At 63.9% G+C, this 14,466-nt stretch carries 12 protein-coding genes; 10 read left to right on the top strand and 2 right to left on the bottom strand.

The features are described from left to right. The first annotated feature begins 122 nt into the window (after positions 1-122). From NKI52_RS24810 to NKI52_RS24775, 8 genes are all read left to right on the top strand, one after another. Positions 123-4,661: a strawberry notch-like NTP hydrolase domain-containing protein gene (locus NKI52_RS24810; RefSeq protein WP_352700111.1), complete on the top strand. Its 4,539-nt coding sequence runs from the start codon at positions 123-125 to the stop codon at positions 4,659-4,661. A gap of 11 nt (positions 4,662-4,672) precedes the next feature. Next, positions 4,673-5,722, top strand: a complete 1,050-nt coding sequence (locus NKI52_RS24805) for a DUF7146 domain-containing protein (protein ID WP_352700109.1) — start codon at positions 4,673-4,675, stop codon at positions 5,720-5,722. A gap of 251 nt (positions 5,723-5,973) precedes the next feature. Further along, a complete protein-coding gene (locus NKI52_RS24800) occupies positions 5,974-6,915 on the top strand; it encodes a DUF2493 domain-containing protein (RefSeq protein ID WP_352700107.1) in 942 nt (313 codons plus the stop codon). Positions 6,916-6,977: 62 nt separating this feature from the next. Then, on the top strand, positions 6,978-7,238 hold the full coding sequence (locus NKI52_RS24795) for a type II toxin-antitoxin system prevent-host-death family antitoxin (RefSeq protein WP_352443212.1): 261 nt from the start codon (positions 6,978-6,980) through the stop codon (positions 7,236-7,238). After that, positions 7,228-7,647: a hypothetical protein gene (locus NKI52_RS24790; RefSeq protein ID WP_352442715.1), complete on the top strand. Its 420-nt coding sequence runs from the start codon at positions 7,228-7,230 to the stop codon at positions 7,645-7,647. Before NKI52_RS24795 ends, NKI52_RS24790 begins: the two co-directional genes overlap by 11 nt. Positions 7,648-7,945: 298 nt before the next feature. Next, positions 7,946-8,479, top strand: coding sequence for a hypothetical protein (locus tag NKI52_RS24785; RefSeq protein WP_352700105.1), 534 nt, complete (start codon positions 7,946-7,948; stop codon positions 8,477-8,479). Between the two features lie 700 nt (positions 8,480-9,179). Further along, positions 9,180-9,503: a DUF736 domain-containing protein gene (locus NKI52_RS24780; RefSeq protein WP_006339490.1), complete on the top strand. Its 324-nt coding sequence runs from the start codon at positions 9,180-9,182 to the stop codon at positions 9,501-9,503. Positions 9,504-9,560: 57 nt separating this feature from the next. Beyond that, positions 9,561-9,902 (top strand): hypothetical protein, encoded by a 342-nt coding sequence (locus tag NKI52_RS24775; protein WP_352700103.1) that lies wholly within the window; start codon positions 9,561-9,563, stop codon positions 9,900-9,902. Positions 9,903-10,020: 118 nt separating this feature from the next. Here NKI52_RS24775 and NKI52_RS24770 read toward each other — a convergent pair whose 3' ends face one another. Together NKI52_RS24770 and NKI52_RS24765 are read right to left on the bottom strand one after the other, a co-directional pair. Next, complete coding sequence (locus tag NKI52_RS24770) at positions 10,021-10,383, bottom strand: hypothetical protein (RefSeq protein WP_352700101.1); 363 nt, start codon at positions 10,381-10,383, stop codon at positions 10,021-10,023. A gap of 44 nt (positions 10,384-10,427) precedes the next feature. Continuing rightward, positions 10,428-11,108, bottom strand: a complete 681-nt coding sequence (locus NKI52_RS24765) for a nucleotide-binding protein (protein WP_352700099.1) — start codon at positions 11,106-11,108, stop codon at positions 10,428-10,430. A 498-nt stretch (positions 11,109-11,606) separates the two neighbouring features. On the opposite strand from NKI52_RS24765, the gene NKI52_RS24760 reads away from it, so the two are divergent. Together NKI52_RS24760 and NKI52_RS24755 are read left to right on the top strand one after the other, a co-directional pair. Continuing rightward, on the top strand, positions 11,607-12,014 hold the full coding sequence (locus NKI52_RS24760; RefSeq protein ID WP_352657815.1) for a plasmid mobilization protein: 408 nt from the start codon (positions 11,607-11,609) through the stop codon (positions 12,012-12,014). Further along, positions 12,011-14,248: a relaxase/mobilization nuclease domain-containing protein gene (locus NKI52_RS24755; protein ID WP_352700097.1), complete on the top strand. Its 2,238-nt coding sequence runs from the start codon at positions 12,011-12,013 to the stop codon at positions 14,246-14,248. The genes NKI52_RS24760 and NKI52_RS24755 overlap by 4 nt, the downstream gene beginning before the upstream one ends. Positions 14,249-14,466: the final 218 nt, after the last annotated feature.

Below are 14,466 nucleotides of genomic sequence, written 5' to 3'. Positions count from 1 at the left end.
AGAGCGCAACCCCTTTTGGTGCATCGGCGCCAGAGGCAGAGGGGAGCCGGGAGGAGTGTGGCCCGGCTGGCGCGGAGAGAGTGCCGGCGCGGGCGCCACCCCCTCTCGCGAAGGACATTTCGATGAACATTGTTTCGACCACCTCGACCGTCGCACGTACGGCCGCTTCCCTCGCCGCGCCGACGCACGCCTCCATCAACAACGCCCAGGCAATCTATCAATCGGCAACGCTGCTTTTGCCTTTCCTCGAACAGGGCAATCCTGTCACCACCGCCGCACTGCGCACCGCCATGACGACAAGTTTTGGCGGCAGCGATGCGCAAGGGTTGTGGGTCTGGAAGGACGCCTATGAAGCGCTCGAAGTTGCCCAGGTGCTGTTTTTGCGCCGGTTCGGCCCTGCGATCCTGTCGCGGTCGACCACGCCGCGGGCAACGCTGGCGATGATTAAGCGCATTGCCGAACTACTTCCCACCCATACGCGACGGTCCGACGAGAGCCAGGCCCTGCAGCAGCTCTCCACACCCTTGCCGCTGGCCTTCGTCACGGCGCACGCCGCGGCGATCGCATCTTGCGACCTCGTTCTCGAACCCTCGGCCGGCACGGGCCTGCTCGCCGTTCATGCCGAAATGGCGCGCGCCTCGATCGCCCTCAATGAGCTTGCCGCGACGCGGGCCGATCTCCTCGGCCTGCTGTTCCCAAGGGTCCCCGTCTCGCGGCACGACGCCGCCCATATCGACGATCATCTCGACACGGCCATTGAGCCGTCCGTCGTCTTAATGAATCCGCCGTTCAGCGTCGGCGCCTATGTCGACGGCCACGTCACTGACGCGGCATGGCGGCATCTTTCCTCCGCATTCGCACGCCTGCGCTCGGGCGGGCGCCTGGTCGCCATCACCGGCACCGGCCTGTCTCCGGAAAATCCCAAGTGGCGGCCCGCCTTCGAACGCCTGCAGCAGCAGGGCACCATTGTCTTCACCGCGGCGATCGACGGCCGTGTCTACGCCCGCCATGGCACCACCACTGAGACCCGCTTGACCATCATCGACAAAGTTCCTGCTACCGACCCAAACAGCTTCTCCGGCTCGCCGGGCAAGGCCATGGATGTCGAGACGTTGCTCTCCTGGATCTCCGCCCTGCCGCCCCGAGCCCCGGGCGGCTTTCCGGACTCGATCGGTGCATTGTCCAGCGGCATCCTGCGCAATGCCGCCATGCACATGGGTGCCCGATCGGGGGCGAGAGCCGCACCCCTCGGTGTCTCAACGGCTGCTCCGAAGACCATCCGATCGGTCCGTCCGATTGTGCAGGCGAGGCCCGCTCGCCGGGTCATGGCAAGCAGCGCGCCTGCCGTCCCGCTCGCCTATGAGCTGCGCGACTGGATCCCGGAGGAGGGCGGCCGCCTCACCGACACGATCTACGAACCGTACGCGCTCCAGTCGATCGACATTCCCCGCGCCAAGCCGCATCCGACGCCGCTCGTGCAGTCGGCCGCAATGGCCGCCGTCGCGCCACCAAAACCTTCCTATCGGCCGCTATTACCTGATGCGATCATCGACGAAGGCCTGCTGTCGGACGCCCAGCTAGAAAGCGTCGTCTATGCGGGCGAGGCCCATTGCGGCCATCTCACCGGCGCCTGGACGGTTGACGAGACCTGCGATGTCGTCTCGGCCGCGCCAGAAGGTGCCGAGAACGCTGTCCGTTTCCGCCGTGGATGGTTTTTGGGCGACGGGACCGGCTGCGGCAAGGGACGGCAAGTCGCCGGCATCATCCTCGACAACTGGCTGCAGGGCCGCCGCCGTGCGATCTGGATTTCCAAGTCGGACAAGCTACTGGAAGATGCCCAGCGCGATTGGGCAGCACTTGGCCAGGAAAAACTTCTCGTCCAGCCGCTCTCACGTTATCGGCAGGGCACACCGATCCGCCTTGCCGAGGGCATCCTGTTCACGACCTACGCAACGCTGCGCTCACAGGAACGGGAGGGCAAGAAATCCCGGATCGCCCAAATCCTCGATTGGATCGGACAAGACACGGGAAGGGCCGAAAGCCCGACGGGGATTAAAGAAAGCCAGACGGGGGCCGGAGAAAACCTGTCGGGGGCCAAAAAATCTTTCGATGGCGTCATCGTCTTCGACGAGGCCCACGCGATGGCCAACGCCGCTGGCGGCAAAAGCGAGCGTGGCGACGTCGCGCCCTCGCAGCAGGGCAAGGCGGGACTGCGGCTGCAGCACGCACTGCCTGACGCCCGCATCGTCTACGTTTCCGCGACCGGTGCGACCGCCGTCGAGAACCTCGCCTATGCGCAACGTCTCGGCATCTGGGGCAGCGAGGATTTTCCATTCGCCAACCGCGCCGAATTCGTCGCAGCGATCGAGGACGGCGGTGTCGCGGCGATGGAAGTGCTCGCCCGCGATCTCAAGGCGCTCGGCCTCTATACGGCGCGTTCGCTTTCCTATGACGGTGTCGAATACGACCTTCTCGAGCACGCGCTGACCGACGAACAGATCCGCATTTACAACGCCTATGCGGACGCCTTCCAGGTCATCCACAACAACCTGACCGCCGCACTCGAGGCGACCAACATCACCAGTGAGTCCGGCACGCTGAACCGTAACGCCAAGTCTGCGGCGCGCTCGGCCTTCGAGAGCACCAAGCAGCGCTTTTTCTCGCATTTGATTACCTCGATGATGACGCCGACGCTGATCGGCGCGATCGGACAGGATCTTGCCGATGGCCATTCGGCGGTCGTGCAGATCGTCTCGACCGGCGAAGCGCTGATGGAACGGCGACTTGCCGAAATTCCGACCGAGGAATGGTCGGACTTGCATGTCGATGTGACGCCGCGCGAGTACGTCGGCGGGTACTTGACGCATTCCTTCCCCACCCAGTTGTTCGAGGAATATTCGGACGCGGAGGGCAATGTCTATTCGCGGCCCGTTCACGACGAAGATGGCAACCCGGTTCAATGCCGGGAGGCTGTTCGCCGGCGCGACGAGATGATCGAAAAACTCGCATCGCTGCCGCCGGTCGGCAGCGCGCTTGACCAGATCATACAACATTTCGGGACCGACACGGTTGCCGAGGTGACCGGCCGCTCCCGGCGCATCGTGAAGAAGACCGGCCGCGACGGCATCGACCGGCTGGCCGTGGAAAACCGCCCTGGCTCGGCCAACCTAGCCGAAACCCAAAGTTTTATGGATGACGACAAGCGCGTACTGATCTTTTCCGACGCCGGCGGCACCGGCCGCTCCTATCACGCCGATCTCGGCGTCAAGAACCAGAGGCTGCGCAAACACTATCTGCTCGAGGCCGGCTGGCGCGCCGACAACGCCATCCAGGGTCTCGGACGGACCCACCGCACAAATCAGAAGCAACCGCCGTTGTTCCGGCCCATGGCCGCCAACGTGAAAGCCGGCAAGCGCTTCCTGTCGACCATCGCACGACGGCTCGACACGCTGGGCGCGATCACGCGTGGCCAGCGCCAGACCGGCGGGGCAGGGCTCTTCCGGGCCGAAGACAATCTGGAAAGCCCCTATGCACGGGCCGCACTTCGCCAATTCTATATGCTGCTGCACCAAGGCAAGATCGAGGGCTGCTCGCTCGCGACCTTCGAGACCGTGACCGGGCTGTCTTTGACGACCGACGAGGGCGGGTTGCGCGACGAGCTGCCGCCGATCACGACCTGGCTCAATCGCCTGCTGGCGCTGCGCATCGAGACCCAGAACCTGCTGTTCGAAGTGTTCGAGCAACTGATGACGGCGAAGGTCGAGGGCGCGATCGCCGCCGGAAACTATGACAAGGGACTGGAGACCATCACGGCCGAAAGCATCGTTGTCACCGATCGCCGCACGGTCTACACGCATCCGGTCTCGGGCGCGCAGTCGCATGTGCTGACCGTCGCGCGCAAGGACCGGATTCTGCCGCTCAGTCTCGTCGACGCGCTGGCCATCGTCCGGGCCGAGCCGCAATCGGTTCTGTTGGTGAACACGCGGTCGAACCGCGCGGCGATCCGGCTGCCGACGGCGAGCCTGATGCTCGACGACGGAACCGTCGAACACCGAGTGCGCCTGCTGCGGCCAACGGACGAGCTGCGCTTCGGTCTCGACGCGCTTGCCGAAACCCACTGGCAGCCCGCCGACCGAAAATTGTTCTGCGAGCTGTGGCAGGCAGAAGTCGCCGCCGTCCCGGAGTTCACCACCAGCACCTTTCACATCGTGACGGGTCTGCTGCTGCCGATTTGGCGTCGGCTGCCGGACCATGATTGTCAGGTCTACCGGATCCAGTCCGATGCCGGCGAACGCATCATCGGCCGCCACATCGCGCCGACGCTGGTCGCGACCATGTTGCGCAATCTTGGCGTCGACGATGTTCCGACCCTGGCTCCGGACGAGGCATGGACCGGCTTGATCCAGGGGCGGATCGGGTTGCAGCTTGCCGACGGCCTGATCCTGCGCCGCAGCCGCGTCATGAACGACCACCGTGTCGAATTGATCGGCTTCACCGACGCGATGGTCCCTCGGCTGAAGGCGCTGGGGCTGATCTCCGAGATCATCTCCTGGAAGCTCCGACTGTTCATCCCGACGACCGCGCAAGGGTCCGCCATCCTCGCCTCCCTCTTCGACCGCCATACGCTGGTCGGCGTCACCGACCGCACGTCGGCGGCTTGAGGGAGGCGATCATGACCGGCTCGGCCTCCGAACTGGCACGCCGCCTTGGCGAACATGCCGAGGCGGTGTGCCGCGAATATCTCTCCAACGGCCGTCGCTCCGGCAATTACTGGATGGTCGGCGATGTCCGCAACACGCGCGGCCGTTCCATGCATGTGCGGCTCAAGGCGGTTGGCGGCAAGGCAGCCGGAAAATGGGTCGACGAGTCGTCGGGGGAATATGGCGACCTGCTCGACGTCATCGAGCAGAGCTGTGGTCTGGTCGACTTCCGGGAGGTCGCGGATGAAGCACGTCGCTTCCTCTCCATGCCGCTGCCACCGCCCCAGCCCCAGCCTCTTGGCGCGCAGGGCCAGCCAGCCGCGAAACGCGGCTCCCCTGAGGCCGCGCGTCGATTGTTCGTCATGTCGCAGCCGATCGCCGGCACGCTGGCCGAACGCTATCTCGCCGGTCGCGACATTCTGCTCTCCTGGCATGAGCACGCGCTGCGCTTCCATCCCGGCTGCTACTACCGGGATCTCGTATCGGGCGAGACGCAGGCGCTTCCTGCCCTGATCGCGGCAGTCACGAGCCTTGATGGTCAGATTACAGGCCTGCAGCGCACTTGGCTCGATTCTTCTGGGGACGGCAAGGCGCAGCTCATCGACCCCCGCCGCTCGCTGGGTCACCTGCTTGGCAATGGTATCTGGCTAGGCCACGAGCCCGGTGCACCAGTCCCGGTCGTGGCCGCCGGCGAGGGCCTCGAGACGATGGCGTCGATCCGGACGGTGATGCCGGCGCTGCCGGTGGCCGCCGCCACCTCGGCCAATCACCTCGCCGGCCTGATCTTCCCGCCTGGCTGCCGTCGCCTCTACATCGCAGCCGATGCCGACGCCGCCGGCCGGCACGGCATCGATCGTCTCAGCCAGCGCGCAGCCGAGGCCGGGATTCTCGCCTTGGTATTGCGGCCGCAGCTCGGCGACTTCAACGACGATCTGCGTCATCTCGGCCCGGCCCATCTCGCGGCATCGCTCAGCGGTCAGCTCATCCCGGAGGATGCCCGTCGCTTCCTGCCGCCCGGATGAACAGGTCGGGCCGGCACACGGGCCCGGGCGCGACGTCGCCGGATAAGCCTCCAGACATGGCGGCGGTCCACCGGAGAGGCCGCGCCCGCGGCCTGCCTGAGAGGCGACCCCTGCCACCCCCCGGTCACGGCCGCAACGGCTTCGCCGTCCTGCGCTCGCGCTCCGGCCTTCGGTGCGGCCGCGCCCGGCGCGCGGCCGGGATGCGCTGTCAGGCCGCGATAGGCGCGGCCACAATCGACGGAGACACCGCCATGACCTACGACATTCCTCTCGACGACGCCTACGAGCCCTCCCACGCCTCCTCGCCGACCGACCGCGTCATCCTCGAACTGCAGATGTACGGCCATCGCCCGCATCAGGACGAACCTGACCCTCGGCCGCTTCCCGACGACGAGGTGATCCGGGCCGGCCTCGCCGGGATCGCAGAAACCTTCGCCGGCATGCTCGGGGGCACCAGGCTCGAACCCGATCTCGACGACCTGCTCTGGTCGTTCGCAAACGTCTTCCACCGTGCCGCCGAGCGTGTCGCCCGCAGCCTCGACCGCAACGAGGAGGCGCAGCGCTCGAGTCAGCAGGAGCAGGACGGCTCGGAGGTGAAGTCGGTCGAGCTGGAGCGGCTGACCGCGGAAGGCATCAGCTATATCGAGCGCCGCAACGTGCTCGAAATCATGCGCGAAGAGGCCGCCGACCTCTACGAGGCGCAGACCGGATCGGGATGGCGGCCGCGCACCGGCTCCAAGGTCAGCCACCAGGCGATGACCGCGTCGGTGATCGACTCCAGAGACTTCCTCGCCGCCCGCCGTCGCGCCGAAACCGAGGTGCTCGTTCCAGCCGGGACCAAGATCGCCTTCGCCGGCGGCCTCGACTGCAACGATCACGACCGGATCTGGGACGCGCTCGACAAGGCTCGCGAGAAGCATCCCGACATGGTCCTGCTCCACGGCGGCAGCCCGCGCGGCGCCGAACGCATCGCCGCCTGCTGGGCCGAGAACCGCAAGGTCACCCAGATCGCCTTCAAGCCGGACTGGACCCGGCACGCCAAGGCAGCCCCGTTCCGCCGCAACGACCAGCTTCTCTCCGTGGTGCCCTACGGCCTAATCGTCTTTCCCGGCTCCGGCATTACCGACAACCTTGCCGACAAGGCCCGTCGGCTCGGCATCCCCGTCTGGCGGTTCGCGGAGGGCGGCGCGTGAGCGCCGTTTTCTTGCAAATCAGGGAAATCTGGATAATATGGAGATCGATAAGGAGTCTAGCCATGCGCCAGTTCACGACGGGGGATCTCAACAAGCAGGTTGGCGACGTCACCGACGTTGCCAGCCGCGAACCCGTTATTCTTACCAAGCACCGGAAACCCCGGTTCGTGCTGATGAGTTACGAGCACTACGAACGGATGCGCATCGGCGGCGATCCCCGCCGCGCATACCATGTCGCCGAGATGCCGGAGGAACACACGGAACTCTTCGCCGCCGAGATCGACCGATTGGCGCGCGGGGAAGGATACGATGATGAGCGGTAGATTTCTGCCCGGTCAGGTGATCTCCTATCCTTATCTTTGGGCATGGCAATACGAGCGCGGCGAAACGGAAGGCCGCAAGAGCCGGCCGACCTGCGTGGTCATCGCTGTCCGCGGCGCAAGAGATGGCCTGACCCATCTCGCGCTCCTGGCTATAACCACCCAGCCACCGACCAGCGATCGGGTCGGTTTGGAAGTCTCCGCTATCGAGTGCCGCCGCGCCGGTCTGACCGATCTCAAACGCTGCTGGATAGTGGTTGACGAATACAACTACGATATTGCCGAACGCTCCTGGTACATCGAAGCCGACGGTAAGCCCCTCGGTCGTTTCAGCAAGGCATTCATGATGAAGATCGCAGGCGCCTTTATCGAAGCGCGCAGCGAGGGGCGCCGCGTCAGCCGTCTGGATTGACGTTCTCTTTTCGCGGCCATGCGCTCGATCCAGGACGGGAGCCTCTGGCTGGCCGACAAGACCACTAGCTCCAGCGCGAAGCGCCACTAGCCAGATGCGCGTAGCGCCTCCGGCAGCTGCAGGATCCGGGCGCGCCGGCCTGCGGCCGGCCGGGCTCTCGTCGCGGCGTCCCGCCGCTTCCCGAGCCGGCTTTGCCGTCTCGGCCTTCGGGTCACGATCCCTCGCGCAGGGCCAGGGGAGAGGGCGGCCGGCGCGGGGCGGGGGACGCGGGGGACGCGGGAGAGAAGGGAAAGTCACCATGTCGATGCTATTCATAGGTGGATCACGCGAGATATTCGAGCTGCCGGAACCTGCCATCGCTCGCATCGGCGCAATCGTTGCTGCCGAGCACGGCGTGCTGGTTGGCGACGCGTCGGGAGCCGATGCCGAGGCGCAGGGCCTGCTCGCGGGCTACAAGTACGAGCATGTCGGGGTCTTCCATGCCGGCAAGGAACCCCGCAACAATCTGGGCGACTGGGCCGCCTACCATGTCCCGTCACCTGGAGGCACTCATGGATCTTGGTACGACGCCGCCAAGGACCGGGAGATGGCGCGGCGCGCCGACTTTGGCATGATGGTCTGGGACGGCGCATCACCCGGTACGGCCGTCAACGTGCTTCGGCTCGCCATCGCAAACAAGCCGTGCGTCATTTACGATCTGGCCAGGGGCCGGATGGCAACGACGTACAATGTGAAGGACTGGTGCGCCATGCTCCGCCATGCCGGTTCGGACATTCGCCGCCAAGCCGAAGCCCGCATGATGCCGGAGGAGCGTCTAACGTTGCCAGGATGATGGCTGCCGACAGCCCGGCGGGTTCAATCCGATATGTTGATCCGGCTCCGCGCACACCTAATCCACTGTATGTGCGGACGGAGCCGGCCCCTTTCGAAACCGGTCCACGCGCAGAGCCGCGGGCCGTTGTGCGGATGATCATCTTGACGCTTCTCGCCTCTGAAGCGGGTGCAAGCGTGCCGAACAACATCCTGGTTTGCCGGGTCATCCAACCTGACTGCGCGGCATCGTCCCCGAGGAGCGTGAAGGCCGCTGCCAGCCGGCTCCGATCTCGAAACCACTCTGCCACGAGACCGAACATGCAAGGCGGCCACGCGCCGGGCTGCTGTTCGATGTGTTGGCGGTGCCGACGACATGACCCGAGAGGCTGCAGCATGTTCCTGCGATCCGGCAGCGTTGCGTCGGCCAAGCAATGGCGGCCTGAGTTCTTCTCCTTCGGTCGCATCCGGGGCCATTCCCGTTTCATGTCGCCTTTGTAGACGACCGCCTGCTTTGTGCGGTCAACCCCCGTTGGGGGTACACTCGGCGAATATTCAGGAAAATTCGATTTCTGTTTTTGTCTGCGGGCAGGCGAAGGGCCTGCCCGCTATTTTTCGGCAAATAGAATTTTCCAGAATTTTCGCCGAGATGACCGCAGCAGGACGGCCCTCTCCTTTGGCGCCATCGGGAATGGTCCCGATGCAACCGAAGGAGAACTACCATGGCCACCACGATCGCAAACCTCACCACCAAGTCCGACGGCTCGATGGAAGGCGTCTTTGCCACGCTCCGGGTCAATGCCCCGATCACGCTGATCCCGAACACCAACAAGTCGCGCGAGGACGCCCCCGACTACCGGATCGTCAACAAGCGCACGGGCTTCGAGATCGGAGCCGGCTGGCACCGCATCTCCCAGCGTTCGGGAGAGGAGTACCTCTCGGTCAAGCTGGAAGCCCCCGAGATCGGCGTCATCTTCGGCAATCTCGCTCCCGCCCCGGGTGGCGAGGAAAACAAGAAGGTCATCCTCTGGAACAACCCCCAGTGAGGCATCGGTGGCCGGCCCCGCCAGGGGCCGGCACCCCACCGGCAAAAGGAGGTTGCAATGAGCCGCTACACCATCACTGTCACTGGCACCGTCCCCGGACAGGTCCGCTCGGATCCCGACGCTGTCATCGGCTACGACCCACCGCTTCGGACCTACTTCCTGCAAGCGTTCCCGCACGAAGAAACCGACGAGCCCGGTCTTTGGCTCGGCACCCACGATCGCGCGTTCGAAACGCTTGAGGATCTTCACCGCGCAGCCGTCGCACACGGCTACGGCTTCATGCCGCTGTCGCCCAAACTGGCCGCAAAGCTGGTCGACGACAAAGCTGCAGCCAGCGGGCGTCCGGTGCGAGACACAATCTTCGGCCAGGTGCTGAAACACCTCAACCAACCCAAGTAGGCAACACGTCTTAGGGCCCGCGACGGAGTGTTCCGTCGCGGGCCCTTTTTTTGCGCGTCGCAAAAGAGCCACGAACATCACCCGCCTACAGCATGCGATAGCGACTCCAAACTGTCGATTATTCCTTCGGCAGTTTGTGCTTATGAATGCGGATATAGTCCTGGACAGCCTTTCGCAGCAGTTCGGTCATGCTGTGCCCGTTGCTGATCGCCAGCAACTTGAACTGCCGCTGCTCCGCAGCCGTCAGGTAGTAACCGCAGCGGATCATCTCCTCCTCGCGAATCTTCTTCCCGGCGATGGGGTCCTTTTTCTGACCCTGCCGCAGCAGCTTGCGAAAGTCAGGCGTTGCACCCGATGCCGGCTCGGGCGTCTTCGACGTGGCCGATCCGGCATTTGGCTCCAGCTTCTGCCCCTCGATTTTCGCTGATGAAATGAACATGCTCGGCAGCGCCGGCGGCTGCGTGGAAATCGCCTTCATCATGCGGGCTTTCTTGTCGTCACCGGGTTTCGGTGCGGTTCTTTCACTCATGCCGCGTTCCTCGTGGCTTCGATGAAGGTTTGCAGAAGATCGTCGAAGAGCCCTTCGCTCTCGGCAACCGCCTTCGCGTCAGGCACCTCGGAGCTGTAAAGGGTCTGCCCGGTCTGAAGGTCGCGGTAGGCAACGCGATTGTGCAAGACGTGTTCTGCAATAGGCGTGCCGTTGGCCTGGATGATGGCGCGCAGTTCGGTCAGGGCTCGCGCCCTGCCATCGATGATGGTCTGCTTGGTCAGCACGAATATCGCAGGCAGCGGTCTACCCCGGCTCTCGACCGCCAGCGGGATATAGTGGTCGGTGATCTGGATGGCGGCGGTCACATCGTCCAGCGCAAAATAGACTGGCACGACGACAATGTCGGCGGCGAAGAGCCCGGCCATGAGGTTGTCATTTGTGGTGCCTTCCGTATCGATCAGGACGACTGAGCGCTCACCGTTGTGGATGGCTGCGGCGTCGAGGATTTCCTGCGGGGTCATCGCGCTCACCATCTGGAGCCTGTCAGGACGATTGCCAGCTTCGCCCAGCATCTGGAACCAGCGGTTCATGTTCTGCCGCCGGTCGCCGTCGATAAGAGTGACCGAATAACCCCGATGCAGCGCGACGGATGCGAGGGTGCGCAGCATCGTCGATTTGCCAGTGCCGCCCTTTGGGATCGCAGCGGAGATGATCATGGGGCCTCCTTCCGGCGTTATCTCCTTGTTTCCATGTTAACATGGAAACAAGTCATCATGAATGCATAGAATAATGTCACGGCCGAAACATGGTGACATAGTCGACGGGGAAGCCTGGTTTGGCAACCCAGGCGCGCATAGATAAGGGTTCGCTAAAGGGGCAGTTTTTGCGCAGTTGCTATCTTCAGGAAAAAAGGGGTCCAGTGGCCCGTCGACCTCGCATTTTCCGACTAAGCTTTTCGGGCTGCGCATCAGAGGGCTGATGTTTCCATGTTAATATGGAAACAAGTCGCCAACGCATCATAGACACATCGCATCAAATCACGCTGGGAACATTTCGCCCGCGCCGCTGCCGCTGACAACTAGGCTGGTGAGAAGACGCGCCCAGAATTTCCTTTCCTCCTCACTTCTTATTGGCAGGATAGCCTATTTTGTGATACACAGAAATAGGCGGCGCGGCCCTGGCGGGCCTTAGCGCCCGCAAGCGGGCTTGAGAAGATGGATGCAGACGCCCAGAAGGCACCGGTCAAGAGCGCGTCACGACGCTATAGCGAGGTGACGCACATCCGGTTTTCGGCTGACGAGCTGGCCAGTCTCAAAGCCGTTGCGGAGCGGGACGGCGTGACCGTCAGCGAGGTCGTGCGGCGTCTTGTGCGGGCAGAGACCGGGCATCTGCCTATCGCATCAGAGGCGTTGCGGCCGGCAATCGAGGACATGACCGACCAGCTGCGTCGCGTCGGCATCAATTTCAATCAGGCCGTGCGCGCGATGAACGACGGCCGAGTTGCCCATGATGAGGACCTTGAGCAGGCGCTGATTGCCGTGGGCGACCTGGTGCGGCAGTTTCGCGATGAACTGAAAACGATGACCGTCGGCTCTCGCAAGGCGAGGGAGGCCAGGCCATGAGCGGTCGTCTTGCTGGCTACGCGGCCGATATCGAACGCTATCTGCGGGGCGAGTCCGGCGTGAAGCGCGAGGACCTGGACGACGACAAGTCACTGACGGGCGGCCGACGCGAGGCCAGCGAATTCCAGGCGATGAAGAGTCATGAGCTGACCGGTGGCGGCGGACGCCTCGGGCAAGGACAAGCCGGCTCGACCGTAGGTGGCGGCAGGAGCGCTCCTCATTCTTCGCCGGGAGGATTGGGGGCGGCAGGGACTTCCATGTCCAGCAGGGCACCGAAGTCCACTGCTGCTGCGAGCTCGCCCAAGGCCGCAAGCGCGCCCATCATGGTCTATGGCGCCACGCTCGCCGGTTTCCGGCCGGAAGAGGAGGAGGAAGACTGGAAGCGGCGCGGCGGCGGCGGCCGTGGTACCGATCGCCCGAGCGGTACAGGACGAGCGGCGCGGGCGGGCTCTCAGGCGCGCGCTGTGGCGGCACGGGCAGGCTATGCGGCGGGTGCGCAGCCTGCTGTGTTTAAAGTCATGCCAAATCCGCCATCGACCAAGGAAGCCGCCGCTCGGCTGCTCAATTACATCGGGAAGCGCGAGGACGAAAAAGGCGAGAAACATGACATTGAGATTTTTGACGAGGATGGGCAGGTCCTTGCGACAGGCGGCGCACGAAAAGCGTTTCTGGAGACGTTTTGCGAGACGTTCGAACCGCCCCTGGAAAACACCAATTTTCTGGAGGTTCGTTTCGAGCTCGCCGGCGAGGTCACCGGTGCCGCCTTGAACGAGGCGTTGAACAAGGCCTTCGGTGCAAAACCGTTCATCTATGCGCAGGACGGACAAACGGTGCAGGTTTACGCACACACCGATGAGCGGGCTGGACCGCTTGCGAGAGTCCTGGCCGGAGGTCGGGAAAATTCGCGCAGCAAGGCGCTCGACAAGATCGAGGCGCGCTTGTCTGAAGCTATGGGCGCGGCGGGGGTGGTCGCCAGGGCAGAGGTAACGGCGGCTGTGATCCGTGAACCCAAAGCAAAATATTTCCTGCAGAAGTTCATCCGCATCCACGGCCAAGTTCGCCACGCAAATGGCGAGCCCGTGCCCGGGGTGAAGAATTCCACCAAGGCGGCGGCTTCGGTCTATGAACAATGGCGCCCGCAGTTTTCGGGGCGTGAGCGCCGCAATGCCTATCACCTGCTTTTTTCGGCAAGAGCCGGCACTGATGCCAACGCTGTCATGGCCGCGGCGCGCGCCGTGCTCGAGGAACGCGCGCCGGGATACAAGTTCGTCCTGGCGCATCACAAGGACACCAAGCACGTCCATATCCACGCGATGGTGCAGGCACGGTCAGCCGACGGCGAACGCCTGAAATTCTACAAGCCGGATCTCGCAGCCTGGCGCGAGACCTTTGCGGAAAAAGCACGCGAGAACGGCATTGCGATGGTGGCGACGCGGCGCATGGATCATGCGATGACGCGGCCGTTCACGAAGGAGCATGCCGGGGCCTACAGCCGCGCCCAGAGCGATCCGCGCTATCAGGTCAGCGCCAGGACGATCGAGCGAGTGGAGGCCAAGCGGCAACGGCGTTTGGATGGACAGTTCCTTGTCGTAAACGGCGATGCAATCGCTGCCGTATGGCAAAAGACTGTGACGACGATGCGGACCGCGGGCATAGTCGGACAGGCTCTCACGGCAGCGGAATCGATCGGCAACAATTTTCTGCGGTTCCGTGGCGATCGGACAGGGGAGGGGCAGCCAGCTCCTGCGAATCGTGGAGCTGATCAATCGGGGCAGAAGTCTTTCTTGTCCCATCCCGGTATGAGAGAATTGAATGCACTGATAGGAGATTTGAACATGGCGCAAACCCCCTTGGAAATGCGGCGTCAGATGGCCCGCGTCAATCAGGCTCTCGACAACATGCGCGAGACGCTGCCGCCGGCACATCAAGGACAGTTCGAACAGTATCGTGAAGAGGTGAACGACAAGATGCACGACCGTCTGGCGCGGCTGCAATTCGAGCGGCAGCAGCAGCGTCGTGGTGGTGGCGGTGAGGAGCCAATCCCCGAGCGCGAAGCGCGAGGGCGAGACCTCCCAACTCGGGACGATCCCCGCCAGCCGGAGGAGCCGCGCACCGGCACCGAGCAGGAGAAGGTGAGAGCCAAGCAGAAGGACGTCAACAAACAGAAGGCACGGCAGTCGGAAGAGCAGGACCGTAAGACCCAGCGCTCGAATGATAACGATTACGAGCGCTGAGCAAATTTACGTGCCGGCCCTCTGAAGCGCGGAAGAGTGCAGGGAACCAAAATGTCGCCGAGGCTCGTTCGTGCGTCGGAGGTTCAGGATCAAGAGCCACGCATGTCATTGCGGGGCATGATATTGAAATGTGCTACCTGCCGCATCGCGGGTGGTCAGATGCTGGTCCCCTTTCCGGCGAGCCGAAGCATTTGTCTCTCAAGGTCAACCGTTGGGAA

This window comes from Mesorhizobium sp. M0590 (assembly GCF_040320905.1).
Classification (GTDB): Bacteria; Pseudomonadota; Alphaproteobacteria; order Rhizobiales; family Rhizobiaceae; genus Mesorhizobium.
The sequence above is the reverse complement of the archived record's forward strand: the minus strand, read 5'-3'. Positions and strand labels throughout refer to the sequence as shown.